Consider the following 19,571-nt stretch of genomic DNA (forward strand, 5'->3'; position numbering starts at 1 on the left):
ACCCTATGCACGGCTGACACGAAATAAAGCCAAGCTGCCGAATAAATTTGGCATTAGAGTCACTTGTCGACCGTCATGCAAAATGCACTGATCAATCACTTTGAGACCAATACTAGAGGCTAACTTTTCAAAGTCGGCTACAGTCAACACCCGTACGTTCGGAGTGTTGTACCACTGGTAAGGCAAGCTCTTAGAAACAGGCATACGGCCTAAGCCAACTGCCAAGCGATGCGACCAATGGGCAAAATTCGGAAATGACACAATTGATTCTTTACCGACACGTACCACTTCACGCAAAATCTTTTCCGTTTGATGAATGGTTTGCACTGTCTGTGACAACACGACCGTATCAAAGCTGTTATCTTCAAAGAGCGCCAAACCGCCCTCTAAGTCTTGTTGAATAACGTTTAAACCTTTTTGCACGCAAGATAATACGCGTGCATCATCAATCTCTACACCATAAGCATGAACCGGTTTTTGCTTCTGCAAAAACTCTAAGAAACTACCGTCACCACAACCTAAGTCAAGCACCTGGCTATTAGGCGCAATCCAATTGGCTATAGCAGCAAAATCGGTACGCTGATTCATGGTCATGATTGAACCTCACGCATTTGCTTGAAATAAGCTCTCACCAAATTGTGATATCGCTGATCATCTAACAGGAAGGCATCATGGCCATGAGGTGCATCAATCTCGGCATAGGTCACTTCGCTCTTATTGCTTAAGAGAGATTGAACAATCTCGCGACTACGATTGGGTGGAAAGCGCCAATCGGTAGAAAAACTCACTACCAAAAATTTGGCTTGCACTTCGGCTAAGGCGCGATTCAAACTGCCATCGTAGCGACGCGAAGGATCAAAATAATCTAAAGCACGCGTGATCAACAAATAGGTATTGGCATCAAAGTAGGTAGAAAACTTATCCCCCTGATGACGCAAATAACTTTCAACCTCAAACTCAACATCAAAACTAAAGCGATAGTCGTTTGATTCCCCATGAGGGCGCTGTAGCTCACGCCCAAATTTCTCGGCCATGTCATCATCAGATAAATAAGTGATGTGACCAACCATCCGCGCTAAACGCAAGCCCCGCTTGGGCACGACACCGTGCTCGTAATAATTACCGCCATGAAAATCGGGGTCAGACAGAATCGCATTTCGTGCCACCTCATTAAACGCAATGTTCTGAGCGCTTAACTTTGGAGTCGAAGCAATCACAACGCAGTGCTCAAGACGCTTAGGAAATTGAATGGCCCAAGCCATCGCCTGCATCCCGCCCAAACTTCCGCCCATGACTGCGGCAAACTTTCGAATACCCAACTTGTCTGCCAAACGCGCCTGGGTGTTTACCCAATCCTCAACAGTGACTACTGGAAAATCTGCACCATAAGGTTTACCAGTAGCTGGATTAATACTCATGGGACCGGTAGAGCCAAAGCAGGAGCCTAAATTATTGACACCAATTACAAAAAAATGATTCGTATCAACTGGCTTGCCGGGGCCAATCATGTTATCCCACCAACCAATATCCTTAGAATCGTCGGGGCTTGGTCCCGCTACATGATGGGATGCATTGAGCGCATGGCAAATTAATACGGCATTAGTTTTATCAGCATTAAGCTTGCCGTAGGTTTCAATGACTAAGTCATAGCCAGACAATAAGGCGCCACTCTGCAAAGGCAGGGGCTCGGCAAAATGGATGGTGTTTCTAGAGAGGTATAGCTCGCTCATTCTGACAAGAGCAGGCGCAAACTAACATCAGACGCATCCGTTGGCAATTTCTTAAAGCCGCTACGGGCAAATCGATGCCAACGACCTAAAACAAAACTCATCAACATCGCAGCACGAATGCTCACTTCTTCCTGGCCTAGTTGAGCCCATGTACCGCCCTGGGTTTGGGCAATACGCAAGGATTGCTTTAGCGATGCTTCGACGCGATCTAGCACTTGAGTAATGCGCTCTTGCAGTCGATCATCTTCTTGCAATAAAGCATCGCCCAATAAAACACGGGTCATGCCAGGATTTTTTTCAGCAAAGAATAAGAGCATTTGCAAAATACCGCGCGCTTGAGCAAGTCCAGATTCTTCTTTTTGATTAATCTGATTGATCAAACCAAAAACAGTCTGCTCAATGAAAGAAATCAAGCCTTCAAACATCTGCGCTTTACTCGCAAAATGGCGGTACAGAGCCGCCTCAGAAACCTCTATCTTGGCAGCTAAAGCAGCAGTCGTTACGCGCTCACCCCGCGGGTTTTGCAACATTTCTGCAAGGACTTGAAGAATCTGTAGACGACGCTCGCCAGGACGTGGTCGCTTGCGTGTTTTACCAGCGTCAGTATTATTGCTGTCGATATCGGCTGGCTCTAGAGATTCACGCATGGCTATGTACTTATCTAGAACGAATCATCGTACCGAACGCTTGTTCAGTCAGAATTTCTAATAACAAAGAATGCTCAATTCGGCCATCAATGATGTGTACTGAGTTCACGCCACTTTTAGCTGCATCTAAAGCGGAAGAAATCTTTGGCAACATACCCCCAGAGATCGTGCCATCAGCAAATAAGGCATCAATTTCTCGGGCGGTTAAATCGGTTAATAACTTGCCACTCTTATCCATGACACCAGGAATATTAGTCATCATGACCAACTTCTCTGCATGAAGGATTTCAGCCATCTTGCCAGCCACTAAATCCGCATTAATGTTGAAAGCTTGACCTTCCGCACTAAAGCCAATCGGCGAAATCACCGGAATGAAAGCATCGTCCTGCAAAGCCTTCACTACTGCTGGATTAATCGCCTCAATCTCACCCACAAAACCGATGTCCACTTTTTTACCTGGCTCTGTTTCACTTGGAATCATCATTTTCTTGGCATGGATGAGTCCACCATCTTTGCCAGTCAAGCCAACCGCTTGTCCACCAAAGTGATTAATCAGCATCACGATATCTTGCTGAACCTCGCCACCAAGAACCCATTCCACGACTTCCATCGTTTCTTCGTCTGTGACACGCATACCTTGGATAAAGGTTCCTGCTTTACCAATTTTCTTCAATGCTTCATCAATTTGCGGCCCGCCACCATGTACCACCACAGGATTCATGCCGACTAACTTCAACAAAATAACGTCGCGGGCAAAACTTTCTTTGAGGCGCTCCTCAACCATAGCATTGCCACCATACTTAATTACGATCGTCTTGCCGTGATACTGACGAATGTATGGCAGCGCTTCGGCAAGAATCTCCGCCTTTAATAAAGGCGGGATATCGCTTAGAGCAGGTAAATGCTTAGTCATTACAAATAGGATTTATTCGCCAAATAATTTTTGACGGAGTTCGCGACGCTCTTGAGCCTCAAGAGATAAATTGGCTGTAGGCCTTGCAATTAAACGGTTCAAGCCGATTGGCTCCCCCGTTTCTTCGCACCAACCATAGTCGCCAGACTCAATGCGTCCAAGCGCTTGTTCTACTTTTTTCAACAATTTGCGCTCACGATCACGGGTGCGCAATTCCAAGGCATGCTCTTCTTCGATAGTCGCGCGATCAGCTGGATCAGGAACCAGAATATTCTCACGCAGATGCTCGGTGGTTTCAGATGCATTTTTTAAAATGTCTTCTTTGAGCGTAAGCAATTTTTGACGGAAAAAATCTAACTGGGCAGCGCTCATGTAGTCCTTGTCGGACATCTTAAGCAATTCTGCTTCTGTTAAAGGTGCGCCCTTGACTGCTTTAGCGCTAGTAGCTTTGCTGCTCGTTTTTGCAGCGCTTGCAGGTTTTGTTGCTGTTTTTACCGTCATCTCATTCTTTCCTAGATTTGAAGCATTATTGCCTCATTCTGCCAAACTTTTACAGTCCTTCAATCAATATTCTTGAATATTTACCAATCTTGACCATGGCGGCGGATTGTACCCGAATCTTTCTAGACCAAACATCCCTCAAGCCCAGCCAATAGAACGTCCTTAGGTAAATCAATGCCTATGAAGACCATCCGGGTTTGTTTAGGCTCAGCACCCCAAGGACCAGCCAAATCGCTGCCCATCATCTGATGAACGCCTTGGAACACTACTTTTCGATTGCTGCCCTTTACATAAAGCACGCCCTTGTAACGCAGCATCTTTTCACCAAACACCTCCAAAATGCCTCCAAGGAAGTCTTCTAGCTTTTGGTGATCAAAGGGTTTATCACTACGAAAAACAAAGGATTGGATGCGATCTGTGTGGCCGGCATGGCCATGGTGGTGATGGTCATGACTATGGTCGTGGCCACAGGTACTGTGATCGTGGTCATGGGAGTGGTCATGCCCGCAATCGGCATGGTCGTGATCATCCTGCTCTAAGAAATGGGGGTCAATATCAAGCTTGGCATTGAGATTGAAGCCCTTGAGATCTAAGACTGCATTCAAAGGCACTACGCCCTTGGAAATAGCACTGATTGGGGCTCTAGGATTCATATGCATTAAGCGACCGCGCAGGGCCTCTACTTCAGCAGGAGAAACCAAGTCTGTCTTGGTAATAAAGATCTGATCTGCAAAGCCTACCTGGCGCTGAGCCTCTTCATGTTCGGTCAGTTGCTGCTGGCCATGCTTAGCGTCTACCAAAGTAACGACTGCGTCGAGTACATAGTGGTCAGCAACATCGTCATCCATAAAGAAGGTTTGCGCGACAGGGCCTGGATTAGCAACGCCCGTGGTTTCAATCACAACCCGGTCAAAACTAATCTTCTTATCTTTGCGCTGCTCCCATAGCGCATTAAGGGCCTCAACAAGATCGCCACGAATCGTGCAGCAAATACAACCGTTACTCATTTGCACAATATTCTCTTCGTGATCTTGAACCAAGATGTCATTGTCAATATTCTCTTCGCCGAATTCATTCTCAATCACTGCAATTTTTTTGCCGTGATCTTCAGTGAGGATGTGTTTCAACAAAGTGGTTTTGCCGCTTCCCAAAAAGCCCGTCAATATGGTTACTGGAATTAATGCCATGAATGATCCAATCAAAATCGAGATGTAATGCTTTCCCAAAGTGGGAAACCCACTATATTACCGAGTTCCTCAGCCTTTACCAGCCTTTGCGCGAGGATGCGCTTTATCGTATGCCTGAGCTAGGTGTTGGAAATCTAAAGAGGTATAAATCTGAGTGCTAGCGATGCTGGCATGCCCAAGCATTTCTTGCACGGCACGCAAATCCTGCGAGGATTGCAAAACATGACTTGCAAAACTGTGGCGCATCATGTGAGGATGCACATGAGTTGGCAGCCCAGCCCGCATCGCTAGCATACGCAGGCGCGCTTGCACCGTGCGTGGCGATAAACGCTTACCAGTCGCAGATAAAAATAAGGCAATCGATTGCTCGGGATAAGAACCGGCATCACGTAGCTCTCGCCAAGAAAGTAGAGACTTCATTGCAGGCGAACCCACTGGCACAGAACGCCTTTTTCCACCTTTACCTAAAACTGTGACTTCAGCAGCATCCCAATCTAGCCAGCCGGCAGACTCATGCTGACGATCTTTGCTTGGCATCACATCGATACCCAATAATTCTGATAGCCGCAAGCCAGAGGAATACAGCAAATCAATGATGGCGGCATCTCTGACAGACTCCAGATCTTTTTTCTCGTCTGCTTCTTTGACGGCTTGATTTACCAGTGCAAGCGCTTGCTCAACTGATAAGGCCTTGGGTAAAGACTTCAAACGCTTAGGCGCCTTTACATCATCAACGGGATTTGCGATTAAATTGCTAGCCACTTTGCCCGCACGTGCATCACGCCGCGTATCTTTTTCAGTCAACCAGTCATACCAACCACGCCATGCTGACAGAGCACGAGCAATACTTCTAGAAGACTTTTCTTTGGAATGCAAACGACCAGCCCAGCGACGAATATGAGCATTACTCACTTTTAATAAATCAACAGAATCTTCAAGGGCAAAATTTTGCAGATCGCTGAGATCCATGCCATACGCTTTTAAGGTATGTTGAGAAAGTTGCCGCAACACATGTAACTCATGCAAATACTCTTGCATGAGGGGGTGGAGTTCAGTCAGCTTTAGCTTCATAAGCCTGGATGCGATCCAAAGCTGCAGCAGTGAGTTCTGCAATTTGACGCAAATAGAAAGCGCCCATGTCTGCAGTAAATCGTGTTTCATCATTGCTGGCTAGCAGCAGTACTGCGGGAGATTGGCTTGCCCCAATGCTCCTACCGAGCGGTAAGCCGATTGCCACCATGCTTTGCCACTCTGGACTTATCGTAGTTTGCGTTGCCAGCAAATCTACGCTGGCCGCTGCCAACTCTTTTGCTGAGCCGCACAAGGGGGTATCCACCCAAGGACCAAATGCTGAATTAGGCGAAAGCAATTGCGCGGATTCCACCTCAAAGACTTCAGCCAAGCCCGTCGTAATAGCGCCTTCAATATCAGCCTTGTTATTGGCCTTCATCAAACGCAACAACCAAGCCACTAAACTTTGTTGCGTCTTGTCGTTACGACTACCAAAGTGCAACATTTCGCTTAGACGACGATTGAGGTCTTGATTTTGGGTGCGCAATACGGTCATCTGACGCTCTTGTAAAGAGATCGTACGGTCCTCATGAGGATGTTTAATCCGAATCTCATTAAAGAGATTGGCATAGCGCTCAAAGAAACCGGGTGTTGCACGCAACCACTCGGCAACCAATTCTTCTTGCTCAATTTGCTTAGGATCAATCGCGCTCATCTATCTCTTTCTTGGCTTACTCTTTATTAACTTACTTCACTTAATTTTTTTCGCAACAAATCGTTGACCTGTCCAGGGTTTGCTTTCCCCTGAGAGGCTTTCATAATTTGGCCCACTAGCGCATTGAAGGCCTTCTCCTTACCCGAGCGGAACTCTTCAACCGACTTCTGATTAGCGGCCAACACTTGATCAATGATGGCCTCTAATGCGCCACTATCACTAATTTGTTTAAGGCCCTTAGCATCAATAATATGGTCAACGGTACTCATGGCTTTACCTGCAACAGCCTCTTCCCACAAAATTGCAAAAATATCTTTGGCAATCTTATTAGAGATGGTGCCATCTGCAACCCGAGTCAGCAATGGCGCTAAGTGCTCCGCCTTTAGTGGCGCGTCTGCAGTCGCAATGCCTGCACGATTTACAGCAGAAGCAAATTCACCAGCAATTAAATTGGCTGCTGCTTTTGCGAGAGGCTTACCAACGATCGCCAATAAGTCTTCGAATACTTTTGCAGTATCGCGATCCTGGGTCAGCAATTGGGTATCGTAAGCACTCAAGCCATACTCGCTTTGCCATTGCTCGCGTAACTGAGTAGGTAAAGCTGGCATACCGCTTCGCACCTGAGCGATCCAAGCATCATCAATCACCACTGGCAATAAATCTGGATCCGGGAAGTAGCGATAGTCGTTCGCATCTTCTTTGCTTCGCATACTGCGCGTCTCTTGACGATCAGGATCATACAAGCGCGTTTCTTGAACAACCGTGCCACCATCCTCAATCAATTCAATTTGACGACGTACTTCATATTGAATCGCCTCTTCGAGGAAGCGGAAAGAGTTTAAGTTCTTAATCTCGCAACGCGTACCAAACTCTACTTGTCCTTTAGGACGAACTGATACGTTGGCATCACAGCGGAATGAGCCTTCCTGCATATTGCCATCACAAACACCCAACCAAACCACCAAAGTGTGGAGCGCTTTAGCATAAGCCACTGCTTCGGCAGCGCTGCGCATGACAGGCTCAGTCACAATCTCAAGCAGTGGAGTGCCAGCGCGATTTAAATCGATGCCACTCGATGGCTCGCCATGGGGACCAATAAAACCCTCTTCATGCACGGATTTGCCAGCATCTTCTTCCATGTGGGCGCGTGTTAGTTCAACTACCTTAACTTCATCACCTATAAGAATTTCTACTTTTCCGCCAACAACTACTGGAATTTCCATCTGACTAATTTGATAGCCTTTAGGCAAATCAGGATAGAAATAGTTCTTCCGCGCAAAAATACTGGCCGGTGAAATTTTTGCACCAACAGCCAATCCAAAACGGATTGCATGCTCAACTGCTTGGCGATTTAATACTGGTAACACACCTGGTAACGCCAAATCTACTGCACATGCTTGGGTGTTTGGTTGTGCACCAAAGCGCGTACTTGCGCCACTAAAAATCTTGGATTGGGTTTGTAGCTGTGCGTGGGTCTCAAGACCGATAACGACTTCCCATTGCATCATGCTACCTCGCTTGCTTGACGCAAATGCCAATCACTGGCTTGCTGATATTGATGGGCGACCTGAAGTAAACGTGCTTCAGAAAAATAGTTACCAATCAACTGCATGCCAATTGGTAAATTGTTTGCATTAAATCCGCAGGGCGCACTCATGGCAGGCAAGCCTGCTAAGTTAGTGGAAAGTGTATAAATATCTTCTAAATACATTTGCACTGGATCTTTTGATTTTTCACCTAAACGCCAGGCTACATCAGGTGCTACGGGCCCAAGGATGAGATCACATTGTTTAAATGCTGCCTGAAAATCTGAGGCAATAATGCGACGAATCTTTTGTGCCTGTAAGTAGTAGGCATCGTAGTAACCATGACAAAGAACGTAAGTGCCAATCAAGATACGACGTCTAACTTCTGGCCCGAAACCCTCGGTGCGGGACTTCTGATACATATCACCAAGATCTTTGTAATCGCTAGCGCGATGACCATAGCGCACACCATCAAAACGACTCAAATTACTAGAGGCTTCTGCTGGAGCTAAAACGTAATAAACCGGAATGGAGAGTTTAGTTTTAGGCAAGCTGACTTCAACCAACTTCGCACCTAAACTTGCTAAAGTTTTAGCAGCTTCATTCACAGATTTCGCTACATCAACAGCCAAACCTTCTGCAAAAAATTCTTTTGGCAAACCAATACGCAAACCCTCTAATGGTTTTGCAGGATTGGCATTGCCTTCTTGCCAAGCTTGATTCAGAAAGCGACCGTAGTCCTCCCCAGAATCTGTGAGCGAAGTCGAGTCGCGTGGATCGTGCGAAGACATGGCAGAAAGTAGTAGCGCGCAATCTTCAGCCGTTTTGCCCATCGGACCTGCTTGATCCAAAGATGATGCATATGCAATCATGCCGTAACGAGAAACGCGTCCATAAGTAGGCTTAATTCCAGTTAAACCACAAAATGCAGCTGGCTGACGAATCGAGCCCCCAGTATCGGTCCCTGTAGCAATCGGAGCTAAGCCAGCTGCTACTGCAGCAGCCGATCCACCAGAAGAACCGCCAGCAACATGCGCAGAGTTCCAAGGATTGAGTACTGGGCCATAAGCTGAGTTTTCATTGGAAGAGCCCATGGCGAACTCGTCCATATTGGTCTTGCCTAAGCAAACCATGCCTGCGCCATGAGGGTTACTTTCATCCGGAATTCCCAAGTTCGCCACTACGGTGGCATCAAAAGGGCTTTGATATCCAGACAAGATTTTGGATGCTGCAGTCGACTTCCAGCCACGAGTAACGAACACATCTTTATGCGCAACAGGGATACCGGTCAACTTACCAGCTTTTCCAGACGAAATCAGTAAGTCAGCTTTATTAGCTTGCTCTAAACTTAAGTGAGCATTCACATCAATATAGGCATTCCACTGTTTTCCAGCCTCAATGCGGTCTAAAAAATACTGGGTCAGCTCCATGCTAGAAACCTCTTTTGTCGCAAGTGCTTTTGCCATCAAAGCAATAGGTGTGTTGTGCCAACTCATTCAATCACCTTTGGAACCAAAAAGTAGCCATCATGCTGAGCAGGGGCTGATTGCATGTTTTCAGCACGATGATCTGATTCTGTTACTTGGTCAGCACGTAATGGCTGTGCCAATTCCCTCAGAAATAAGATAGGGTGCGCAAGCGGCTCTAAGCCACTAGTGTCGACAGCCTGCATTTCTTCAACGAGGGAAAAAATAGCCTGCAATTGAGGCAAAACTGCCTCAGCTTCTGCCTGGCTTAACTCAAGCCTGGAAAGGTGCGCAATGCGCTGAACATCATCAAGTTTCATGGGGCGCTAGAGTATCATTCCAATATATTTTTATTAACACCTTCTATTTTCCCACTACATCATGTTTAGTTTTTTCCGTAGCTACTTTTCCAATGACCTAGCCATCGATCTAGGAACCGCAAATACCTTAATTTATATGCGTGACCGGGGTATTGTCCTCGATGAGCCATCGGTTGTGGCGATTCGTCAAGAAGGCGGACCAAATGGCAAAAAAACCATTTTGGCAGTCGGAAAAGAGGCCAAAGCGATGTTGGGTCGCGTACCAGGCAATATTGAAGCAATTCGTCCCATGAAAGATGGTGTGATTGCCGACTTCACCATTACCGAACAAATGCTCAAGCAATTTATCAAGCTTGTGCATGAAAGCAAACTTTTAAGACCAAGTCCACGCATCATCATTTGCGTTCCTTGCGGATCTACTCAAGTTGAGCGTCGCGCGATTCGCGAATCTGCATTGGGCGCTGGTGCATCGCAAGTATTTCTGATTGAAGAACCGATGGCAGCCGCCATTGGATCTGGTCTACCAGTTTCTGAGGCTGCTGGTTCCATGGTGGTTGATATCGGCGGAGGCACCACCGAAGTTGGCGTGATGTCATTAGGTGGCATGGTTTATAAAGGCTCTGTTCGTGTTGGCGGAGATAAGTTTGACGAAGCAATTACCAATTACATTCGACGTAACTACGGCATGTTGATTGGCGAACAAACTGCTGAGTTAATTAAGAAAACCATTGGCTCTGCTTTCCCTGGCGCTGAAGTGCGCGAAATGGAAGTCAAGGGGCGCAATCTTTCTGAAGGTGTTCCACGTAGCTTCACCGTAACAAGTAATGAAATTCTTGAGGCATTAACTGACCCATTAAATCAAATCGTGACTGCAGTAAAAGCTGCTCTCGAGCAGATTCCACCTGAGTTGGCATCAGATATTGCTGAGCGCGGCATGATGCTAACAGGCGGTGGCGCCTTATTGCGTGACCTTGACCGTCTCCTGCTGGAAGAAACTGGTTTACCTATTCACGTGCCAGAAGATCCATTAACTTGCGTAGCTCGTGGTTGTGGCATTGCACTTGAGCGCATGGATAAGTTAGGCGGAGTGTTCTCGCACGAGTAAGCGACATACACGTCGATCAGGGCATTGCAACATACCGCTCCTCCACTTTTCAGACAGGGCATACCAGCCTTACTTAAACTGATTGTCTGTCTGTCGATCAGCATTGCTTTGATGCTGATCGATTTTCGCTTTAAAGCGCTCGACCCAATTCGCAACAATATAAATTTAGTTTTACGTCCTCTTGAGTACATCATGATGGCTCCTCGCAATGTCATCGAAGTAACGTCAGAATATTTCACCACTCGCTCTACACTTGATCAAGAAAATCAGGTCATGAAAGCTCGCCAAGCAGAGCTATCTTTGTTAGCGAATCAATCAGAGTTCTTGATGGTTGAGAATCAAAATTTACGCGAGTTGATGGCGCTGCAAAAACAAGTGGCATTCAAAACCTTGCCAGTAGAAATTCTATTCAATCCGCCCAACCCCATTTCACAACGTATTGTGATTAATCGCGGCAGCAATGACGGCATCAAGCTAGGCAACCCGATTGCCAACGATGCTGGCATTCTTGGCCAGGTGGTCCGTCTGTATGAGCGCTCTGCTGAAGTATCACTCTTAGAGGACCGTGACTTTGCGGTTCCCGTCCAAGTGGCTCGCAATGGTCTGCGCGCAGCTGTTTTTGGGGCTGGGCGTGGCAACCCTCTCGAATTACGTTATTTACCTGTTGCCAGCGACTTGGAAGTTGGCGACATTCTCCTGACGTCTGGAATTGATGGCATTTATCCTCCAGGCTTTGCGGTAGCGGTCATTAGCAAAATAGAGCGTAACGCTGATAAAAACTCTTCTAACGTGTTTTGCATACCAGTAGCCGCAGTCAATCGTTATCGTCAGGCACTCGCCTTTTTATACGACCCACAATTTGATGCCAAGGCGCCAGTCCTCAATAATAAGTCAGCCTCAGGCACACCTTTAACCAATAACCCAGGTCGTCGCCAGACTCGTGCGCGAGGCATGCAATGATTGATAACCAAAGTGGCTATATCCTGCGGCCAGTCAGTCCGCTATTTATTTACTTCAGTTTATTTTGTGCGCTGTTATTAAATTTTTTACCGTTTGGAAACTTCGGCTGGGTCCCCGACTTCCTAATCATCAGTATCGTATTTTGGAATATTCACCAACATCGCTATGTCAGCGTTATCTGGGCGTTTGGCTTGGGCCTGATGATGGATGTCCATAACTCAGACTTATTGGGCTTACATGCTTTTAGTTATTCGCTAGTTGCTTACATTGCCATTTCTTGGCATAGGCGCATCATTTCGCTTAACGTTCTATCGCAAGCACTGCATCTTCTTCCCATTTTCTTAATAGTTTCTTTGTTTCCTGTGCTGGTGCATTGGATGCTGAGCGGAGAGCTTTATTGGTGGGCCCTAACAGGCGCTATTCAAGCGCTGATTGAAGCGTTGCTGTGGCCAATCACCACAAATATTTTGTTGGCCCCACAACGCCGTCCGATTGATGTTGATCTCAATCGCCCTCTTTAAGAAGCTGTATGGTTTCTTTTAAAAAGCCTGATCTCGATTCATTTCAAGAGCGCATCCACATTGCGACCTTATTTGTTACGTTTTGCTTTTTAATCTTAATGACTCGCTTGGTATGGCTGCAACTCATCAGTCACGGCAAATATGCCTTACTTGCAGAAAGTAATCGCATTGCATTAGTTCCGGCGCCCGCTAATCGTGGGTTGATCATTGATCGCAATGGCATCGTCATTGGCAGAAACTACTCCGCCCTCACCTTAGATGTGAACGCAGAAGAGCTTAAAGGAAATGTCGATGAGCTCATTAACGAGCTCTCTGAAATCATTGATATCTCCCCTCGAGATAGGCGCAACTTCAAGCGCTCTTTAGAGGATTCTCGCAATATGGGCACCTTTCCGCTGCGATCCATGTTGAATGAGGCAGAAACCGCTCGATTTATGGCAAATCGCTACCGTTTCCCTGGGGTAGATATTCGCGCCAGAAGCTTTCGCGAATATCCCTATAACGAGCTAGCCTCTCATCTCATTGGCTATATCGGTCGAGTTTCCCAGCGTGATAAAGAGCGTATGCAAGCCGAAATTGAGAACTCAAAGGGAGATGATCCTGATGCTCTTCAAAGCTCCTTTTTGCCCGGTATTCAGTACGTTGGAAAGATTGGCCTAGAGCAAAGCTATGAAACTGTTTTGCGGGGCGTACCTGGCTACGATCAAGTGGAGATTACTGCAGGCGGCAAACCGGTAAGAACACTTTCTAACTCGCCATCAGTACCCGGTAAAAACATTGTGCTGTCGGTGGACATTAAGTTGCAATACTTGGTTGAGCAGCTATATGGAAATTTTCGTGGTGCGTTTGTAGCTATTGAACCTGAAACTGGTGATGTATTGGCATTCGTTTCTAAGCCTAACTTCAACCCAAACGATTTCGTTGAGGGTATTGATTCAGTAACCTGGAAAGAGTTAAATGACTCTCCACAAAAGCCACTCTATAACCGTCCTCTAAAGGGAATTTATCCTCCAGGCTCCACCTACAAACCGTTCATGGCTTTAGCTGCTCTAGAGAATAAAAAACGTACGCCATCACAAACGATTTTTGATCCGGGCTATTTTGATTTTGGTAATCACACCTTCCGCGACGATAAGAAGGGTGGTCATGGCACAGTAGATATGCAGAAATCCATTGTTGAGTCTTGCGACACCTATTACTACTTGCTTGCTCGCGACATGGGCGTGAACATGATGCACGACTTTATGAAACCACTTGGTTTTGGACAAATCACCGGGATTGATTTGCAAGGTGAATCCAAGGGTGTACTGCCGTCTACCGATTGGAAGAAAAATACTTTCAAAAAACCAGAGCAGCAGAAATGGTACGAGGGTGAAACGATCTCCTTAGGCATTGGTCAGGGTTATAACTCGTTTACTATTTTGCAGCTTTCTCACGCTATGGCTAACCTAGCTAACAATGGCGTTGTGATGAAACCTCATCTCGTGAAGGCAATTGAGGATCCCTTTACACGTAACAGGGTGCTCACTACTCCAAAAGAAAGTTATCGCATTGATCTGAATGCTGAGAATATTGAGATCATCAAAAAAGCGATGGTTGAAGTGAATGTTTCTGGAACATCTGCAGCAGCATTTAAGGGCGCAGGATATGTTGCCGGAGGCAAGACTGGAACGGCACAGGTGTTTAGTCTGAACTCAAAAGAGTATAAGCATGGCTCTACTGCAGAGTTCTTGCGTGACCACGCTTTATATATTGCTTTTGCGCCTGCAGACAAACCGACGATTGTGATCGCGATGGTAGTTGAGAATGCAGGCTTTGGTGCACAGCATGCCGCACCAATCGCACGGAAAGCCCTGGATTACTACATTGATGGCAAATGGCCTAAGGAGGTTCCTGAGTGGAAAAGAGCCCCATAAAAAAAATCCAATTACTATTTTTTAGTTTTTTTGCAGGATTAGATCGCCAGCTGGGCTTTATTCTACTTGGCTTAGCGGCTGTAGGCTTTTTTACTTTTTTATCGGCAAGTCAAAATACTCCCGTACAAATTGGGGATGAGTTACGTAATCTTGCGCTGTCTTTTGTGGTGATGTGGATAGTGTCTCGCATTCCCCCTAAGTGGTTAGAGATGGGGGCTGTTTGGATTTATGGACTTGGCGTTACGCTTTTAGTTGCAGTGGCCATCTTTGGATTAATTAAAAAGGGTGCGCGTCGCTGGCTCAATATTGGCATTGTGATTCAACCCTCCGAGATCATGAAGATCGCTATGCCACTCATGCTTGCTTGGTACTTTCAAAAACGCGAGGGAATTCAAAAGACTTGGGATTATGGAGTTGCTGGAATTATTTTAGCCATCCCCGTTTTTTTAATTGCCCGTCAACCAGATCTTGGAACTGCCTTGTTAGTTTCTGCTGCTGGACTCTATGTCATCATCCTTGCCGGTCTTCCATGGAAATGGATTCTGCCCTTTGTAGGAATTGGTGTTGTAGGCATCTTGCTGATTATTATTTTTGGCAGCACCATCTGCGCGCATGATGTAGCGTGGCCATTTGTACACAATTATCAAAAGCATCGTATCTGTACATTGCTTGACCCCAGCAGCGATCCTCTCGGCAAAGGCTTCCACACCATTCAATCGATGATTGCTATCGGCTCTGGTGGATTCTTTGGTAAAGGCTGGTTCCAGGGAACCCAAGCGCACTTAGAATTCATTCCAGAAAAGCATACTGACTTTGTCTTTGCCGTTTTCTCGGAAGAATTTGGCCTACTTGGAAACCTCGTATTGCTTGGGCTTTTCTTTGCACTCATTAAACGAGGCTTAGCAATCTCTGCAAGCGCTCCCAATTTGTTTACTCGTTTGCTAGGCGCTGCTGTGACTATGATTTTCTTTACCTACGCCTTTGTGAATATTGGCATGGTGAGCGGCCTACTTCCAGTGGTGGGCGTTCCATTACCCTTTATTAGTTACGGTGGCACTGCTTTAGTCACGCTAGGGTTTGGTGCTGGCATCTTAATGAGCATTCATCGCCATCGCCGCTTAGTGCAAAGTTAAGCAACAAATTGCAGAAGTTGCATCCATGAAGATCATATTCTTCAGGAAATAAAAAAGCCCAGCGTACCGGGCTTTTTTATTAACAAAGGAAGAATTACTTCTTACGCTTGTTCACTGAATCTTTAAATGCCTTACCAGCAGAAAACTTAACAGTTTTAGCAGCAGCGATTTTGAGTGGCTCGCCAGTTTTTGGATTACGGCCCATACGTGCAGCACGCTTACCAGATGCGAAAGTACCGAAGCCGATCAGTTGTACTGAATCGCCTTTAGTAACAGCTTTGATAATGTTCTCAATTGCAGAATTCAATGCGAATTCTGCTTTGGCTTTAGAGATCTCCGCGTCGTCAGCAATCGCTGCGATTAGTTCGGCTTTGTTCAAGTGAAGCTCCTTATAGATATTGATATCGGCGCACATTGCGCTTGCATGATTTTAACCACAAAAAATTACAAAAATAAAGCTGCGTAACAACAATTTTTAAAACAACTACAAATTAATCTTCCAGAACCTCTATACCAGACACAAAATATTCAGTATCCCCAAAACATGTTGTTGGCAATCCGATGTGTTGATCATATTTTAGAGCTACTTTTTTGCCTAGATTAGCATTTATTTTTTGTGCCACGGCATCATCACGCACCGTAAAGAGGAATTTTTCTGACATCGTTCCAGGCATGGAAACCATTGCTAATTCACCTTCCCAGGTTTTGCAAAGATATCCTCGATTAGAGAATTTTTGCACATAACCAGCCCGCTCTCCGCTGCCATAACTCCATGTGAGCATCAACCATGTATACCCTGAAATTCCCACTAAGCCAATTAAAACAAGGCTTAAGAGCCACTTTATAAAGCCATTCATACGATCTTCTCCGCTCTATATCCTCATTAACCCTAACTGGGTGATCACATTGATTCTCCTTGAGTATATGAGGATCTAGGAACAAGAAATAGTCAATTAAACACTTCCATACAAATTAAAATGTTAGTCATTACTTTGGATTGGCAAATCGCATGCAAGCTCGTCACATCATTTTTTTTATATTTGTAATCTCAGCAATTTATGTCTATTTCAGAGGCAGAGTACGTTTTGGAGTGGTGAGATCACTTACCGACTATCAAGTCTTGTTGGCGCCGATCAATGCTTTACTGTATTTATTTTCCAAGGTCAAAGCTAGCGCATTTATCCCTGTAAACCAGTTTCCCGAAATGCAGCCTTTAAAAGATAACTGGGAAACTATTCGCCAAGAAGCGCTTTCTTTAAATGCAGATGGTGCCATTGCAGTTGCTACTGGCTATAACGATATTGGCTTTAACTCTTTCTTTAGGACGGGCTGGAAACGTTTTCACCTCTATTGGTATGGCAAAGATCTGCCATCAGCACAAACAAGTTGCCCCAAAACCGTGGCCCTTCTCAAATCGATTCCCTCCATCAAGGCGGCCATGTTTGCCTCCCTACCACCTGGAGCAACACTGGTGCGGCACCGTGACCCCTATGCTGGATCCCTGAGATATCACATTGGATTAGTGACCCCCAATGACCCCAGATGCTTTATTGAGGTGGATGGAGAGCGTTATTTCTGGAAAGATGGTGAAGCGGTCATGTTTGATGAAACCTATATTCATTTTGCAGCCAATGAAACTGATCATCAACGCATAGTCTTGTTTTGCGACGTTGAGCGCCCTGTCTATACAAAAGTAGTACAGTTGCTCAATCGCTGGTTTGGGCGCTATGTGATGAGTGCTGCAGCCTCACAAAACGTTGCTGGCGAAAAAGTAGGCTTTGTGAATGTCTTATTTACCTACTTTTATCACCTTAGGGCACAGGCAAAAAAACTGAAAGCAAAACATCGCTCCGTTTATTACATCTGCAAATGGGTGCTGATCTTAGGCATTTTATGGGCCATCTTTTGGTAAGCACGCCTCTTAGGGCTTTAGTATTTGAACGATTTGCTCAGGACTAATGGATCCCCAGATTTCCACTTGCTTCTTACGGCTATTTTGACCTGAAATGAATTGAATCTGCTTTTGCGGAATTTTTAACTGCTTAGAGAGCCAAGCCAATAAAAGCTCATTTGCCTTATTTTCTGAGGCTGGAGCTTGTAAAGAAATTTTCAGACAGCCATCATGTAAACCAACTACTTTGGTCTGTTTTGCACCAGGCTGGCAATGCAAAGTAAGGGCAATTCCAGTGGGGGTTTGTTTTAACCATATCGGCGTCATTAAAGTACTTTAAACTTAAACCATGCCATATAAAAATTCCCAAGCTTTAGACCATCTATTTGCAAGTAATCGCCACTGGGCGGAAGACATGGTCGCCAAGGATCCTGATTTTTTCAAGCGCTTGGTCAATCAGCAGGCTCCGCAGTATCTTTGGATTGGCTGCGCTGATAGTCGAGTACCCGCAAATGAGATTGTGGACTTATTGCCAGGCGAACTTTTTGTTCATCGTAACGTGGCAAACGTCGTTGTTCATACTGATCTGAATTGCTTGTCAGTAATTCAGTTTGCCATTGACCTTTTGAAGGTCAAGCATATTTTAGTGGTGGGTCACTATGGTTGTGCTGGTGTTCATGCTGCCCTGAGCGATAGACGCGTTGGTCTTGCTGACAATTGGTTGCGCCACGTAAAAGATGTCCATCAAAAACATGAGCGCTATTTGGGGGAAATGTTGCCAACGCCAAAACGACAAGATCGTCTCTGCGAACTCAACGTCATTGAGCAAGTTGTCAACGTATGTGAAACAACGATTGTTCAAGATGCGTGGGCACGCGGTCAAGACCTCACCGTGCATGGCTGGGCCTATCGCTTAGACACTGGCTTGGTAAATGATTTAGGAATGTCGAGTAGCTCAACGGAAGAGATGCTTGATCGCTATGCCAAATCGATCAAACGTTACGAAACAGAATAAAACTCGTTTGTTCAAATCTTTTGCTAATTATGTAGGGCTAGTTTTTCTTAAACTCCTATCTCTACTCCCCTATAAGATTTTAGTATCGATTGGATATGGCTTAGGTTTTATTGCTGCCAGATTGCCAGGGGATAGAAACCGGGTAGTTAAAACCAACCTTCAATTGTGTTTTCCTAATCTGAATGCAGATGAAATTGATATTCTCAGAAAAAAACACTGGCGTCTTCTGGGTCGCAGTCTTGTAGAGAAAAGTATTATCTGGCTTGGCAGTGAAAAACAATTGAGCAAAATGATTGAAGTGAAGTCAGCCGTTGACCTCACAAGTCGTAAGCCGCGCATTCTGGTGAATATGCATTTCACAGGAATCGAGGGTAGTATTATTTTGAGTGCGCTAGCAAAACGGATGGATTGGCCGCGAACTTCAGGATTTTTTCAGCGCATGAAAAATCCATTCTTCAATCAAAAAATTATTGACTGGCGTAACCGTTTTGGCGGCAACTCGATAGATCGTCAAGGCAATACCAAAGCGATCATCCGCGAAATTCGTAATGGCGACTTCATCATCATTGCACCAGACATTGATTTAGGAATGAAAGACTCTGAGTTCGTACCTTTCTTCGGCATTGAAACCAATACCATTACAACCATCTCTCGCCTAGCAAAAATTACTGGCGCCGATGTTTGTATGATGGTCACCACTCTCAAAGATGATGAGTCTGGTTATCTTTGCGAGATCAGTAAGCCCTTAGAAAATTTCCCGGGGGATAACGTTAAGTCTGACACCGCTCGACTCAATCAAATTTTCGAAAAAGAAATTCGCCTTCGCCCCGCTGAATATTATTGGGTTCATAAGCGCTTTAAAAATCGCCCTAACCACGAATCAAACCCCTACAGCCCTTCTAAGTAGAGAGCTCTCGCTTGCCATGTAAAAAATGGAGGGACTGGACGAGACTACTCCGGGAATCGCGACAGACGCTCAGCACTGTCGGGCTTCATCTCTGTTCCAAGAGATGG

The 19,571-nt window shown here is 45.6% G+C and carries 22 protein-coding genes; 8 read left to right on the top strand and 14 right to left on the bottom strand.

The window, feature by feature from the left end; all coding sequences use genetic code 11:
- Nucleotides 1-3: 3 nt before the first annotated feature.
- The 11 genes from metW to gatC form a co-directional block, all read right to left on the bottom strand.
- Nucleotides 4-594, bottom strand: a complete 591-nt coding sequence (gene metW, locus C2756_RS10510; RefSeq protein ID WP_215319270.1) for a methionine biosynthesis protein MetW — start codon at nt 592-594, stop codon at nt 4-6.
- Nucleotides 591-1,730 (bottom strand): homoserine O-acetyltransferase, encoded by a 1,140-nt coding sequence (locus tag C2756_RS10515; protein ID WP_215319272.1) that lies wholly within the window; start codon nt 1,728-1,730, stop codon nt 591-593. Before C2756_RS10515 ends, metW begins: the two co-directional genes overlap by 4 nt.
- Complete coding sequence (gene slmA, locus C2756_RS10520) at nt 1,727-2,377, bottom strand: nucleoid occlusion factor SlmA (RefSeq protein WP_215319273.1); 651 nt, start codon at nt 2,375-2,377, stop codon at nt 1,727-1,729. The genes C2756_RS10515 and slmA overlap by 4 nt, the downstream gene beginning before the upstream one ends.
- A gap of 10 nt (nt 2,378-2,387) precedes the next feature.
- Complete coding sequence (gene argB / locus C2756_RS10525; protein WP_215295991.1) at nt 2,388-3,290, bottom strand: acetylglutamate kinase; 903 nt, start codon at nt 3,288-3,290, stop codon at nt 2,388-2,390.
- A 12-nt stretch (nt 3,291-3,302) separates the two neighbouring features.
- A complete protein-coding gene (gene dksA, locus C2756_RS10530) occupies nt 3,303-3,680 on the bottom strand; it encodes an RNA polymerase-binding protein DksA (RefSeq protein ID WP_215297529.1) in 378 nt (125 codons plus the stop codon).
- Between the two features lie 233 nt (nt 3,681-3,913).
- Nucleotides 3,914-4,978 carry a GTP-binding protein gene (locus C2756_RS10535; protein WP_215295992.1) on the bottom strand — a complete coding sequence of 355 codons (1,065 nt, stop codon included), beginning with the start codon at nt 4,976-4,978 and terminating at the stop codon, nt 3,914-3,916.
- A 69-nt stretch (nt 4,979-5,047) separates the two neighbouring features.
- On the bottom strand, nt 5,048-6,049 hold the full coding sequence (locus C2756_RS10540) for a tyrosine recombinase XerC (RefSeq protein ID WP_215319275.1): 1,002 nt from the start codon (nt 6,047-6,049) through the stop codon (nt 5,048-5,050).
- Complete coding sequence (locus C2756_RS10545) at nt 6,030-6,704, bottom strand: DUF484 family protein (protein WP_215319277.1); 675 nt, start codon at nt 6,702-6,704, stop codon at nt 6,030-6,032. Before C2756_RS10545 ends, C2756_RS10540 begins: the two co-directional genes overlap by 20 nt.
- Before the next feature lie 26 nt (nt 6,705-6,730).
- Entirely contained in the window at nt 6,731-8,209 is a 1,479-nt protein-coding gene (gene gatB, locus C2756_RS10550; RefSeq protein WP_215320984.1) for an Asp-tRNA(Asn)/Glu-tRNA(Gln) amidotransferase subunit GatB, read from the bottom strand.
- Nucleotides 8,209-9,726, bottom strand: a complete 1,518-nt coding sequence (gene gatA / locus C2756_RS10555) for an Asp-tRNA(Asn)/Glu-tRNA(Gln) amidotransferase subunit GatA (protein WP_215319279.1) — start codon at nt 9,724-9,726, stop codon at nt 8,209-8,211. The genes gatB and gatA overlap by 1 nt, the downstream gene beginning before the upstream one ends.
- Nucleotides 9,723-10,016: an Asp-tRNA(Asn)/Glu-tRNA(Gln) amidotransferase subunit GatC gene (gene gatC, locus C2756_RS10560; RefSeq protein ID WP_215295997.1), complete on the bottom strand. Its 294-nt coding sequence runs from the start codon at nt 10,014-10,016 to the stop codon at nt 9,723-9,725. The genes gatA and gatC overlap by 4 nt, the downstream gene beginning before the upstream one ends.
- Before the next feature lie 61 nt (nt 10,017-10,077).
- On the opposite strand from gatC, the gene C2756_RS10565 reads away from it, so the two are divergent.
- The 5 genes from C2756_RS10565 to rodA are packed head-to-tail and all read left to right on the top strand — an operon-like array spanning nt 10,078 to nt 15,651.
- The gene (locus C2756_RS10565) at nt 10,078-11,121 is read left to right on the top strand and encodes a rod shape-determining protein (RefSeq protein WP_215295998.1); all 1,044 of its coding nucleotides are present in this window, start codon (nt 10,078-10,080) and stop codon (nt 11,119-11,121) included.
- A 24-nt stretch (nt 11,122-11,145) separates the two neighbouring features.
- Nucleotides 11,146-12,081: a rod shape-determining protein MreC gene (gene mreC / locus C2756_RS10570; protein WP_215295999.1), complete on the top strand. Its 936-nt coding sequence runs from the start codon at nt 11,146-11,148 to the stop codon at nt 12,079-12,081.
- Entirely contained in the window at nt 12,078-12,602 is a 525-nt protein-coding gene (gene mreD / locus C2756_RS10575; RefSeq protein WP_215319280.1) for a rod shape-determining protein MreD, read from the top strand. The genes mreC and mreD overlap by 4 nt, the downstream gene beginning before the upstream one ends.
- 8 nt (nt 12,603-12,610) lie before the next feature.
- Nucleotides 12,611-14,518, top strand: coding sequence for a penicillin-binding protein 2 (gene mrdA / locus C2756_RS10580; protein WP_215319282.1), 1,908 nt, complete (start codon nt 12,611-12,613; stop codon nt 14,516-14,518).
- Nucleotides 14,500-15,651: a rod shape-determining protein RodA gene (gene rodA / locus C2756_RS10585; RefSeq protein ID WP_215319283.1), complete on the top strand. Its 1,152-nt coding sequence runs from the start codon at nt 14,500-14,502 to the stop codon at nt 15,649-15,651. The genes mrdA and rodA overlap by 19 nt, the downstream gene beginning before the upstream one ends.
- 94 nt (nt 15,652-15,745) lie before the next feature.
- Here the strand turns inward: rodA and C2756_RS10590 are convergent, their stop codons facing one another.
- Nucleotides 15,746-16,030: an HU family DNA-binding protein gene (locus C2756_RS10590; RefSeq protein ID WP_087908896.1), complete on the bottom strand. Its 285-nt coding sequence runs from the start codon at nt 16,028-16,030 to the stop codon at nt 15,746-15,748.
- Between the two features lie 112 nt (nt 16,031-16,142).
- Entirely contained in the window at nt 16,143-16,508 is a 366-nt protein-coding gene (locus tag C2756_RS10595) for a hypothetical protein (RefSeq protein WP_215319285.1), read from the bottom strand.
- A 152-nt stretch (nt 16,509-16,660) separates the two neighbouring features.
- Here C2756_RS10595 and C2756_RS10600 point away from each other — a divergent pair, with 152 nt between their 5' ends.
- Nucleotides 16,661-17,563, top strand: a complete 903-nt coding sequence (locus C2756_RS10600; RefSeq protein ID WP_215319287.1) for an aspartyl/asparaginyl beta-hydroxylase domain-containing protein — start codon at nt 16,661-16,663, stop codon at nt 17,561-17,563.
- A 9-nt stretch (nt 17,564-17,572) separates the two neighbouring features.
- On the opposite strand, the gene C2756_RS10605 is transcribed toward C2756_RS10600, so the two are convergent.
- Entirely contained in the window at nt 17,573-17,869 is a 297-nt protein-coding gene (locus tag C2756_RS10605) for a DUF167 domain-containing protein (RefSeq protein ID WP_215319289.1), read from the bottom strand.
- 22 nt (nt 17,870-17,891) lie between these two features.
- On the opposite strand from C2756_RS10605, the gene can reads away from it, so the two are divergent.
- Together can and C2756_RS10615 are read left to right on the top strand one after the other, a co-directional pair.
- Nucleotides 17,892-18,557: a carbonate dehydratase gene (gene can / locus C2756_RS10610; RefSeq protein WP_215296006.1), complete on the top strand. Its 666-nt coding sequence runs from the start codon at nt 17,892-17,894 to the stop codon at nt 18,555-18,557.
- Nucleotides 18,523-19,464, top strand: coding sequence for a lipid A biosynthesis acyltransferase (locus tag C2756_RS10615; protein ID WP_251372060.1), 942 nt, complete (start codon nt 18,523-18,525; stop codon nt 19,462-19,464). Before can ends, C2756_RS10615 begins: the two co-directional genes overlap by 35 nt.
- Nucleotides 19,465-19,571 lie beyond the last annotated feature (107 nt).

The organism is Polynucleobacter sp. UB-Siik-W21 (assembly GCF_018687415.1).
Taxonomy (GTDB): domain Bacteria; phylum Pseudomonadota; class Gammaproteobacteria; order Burkholderiales; family Burkholderiaceae; genus Polynucleobacter.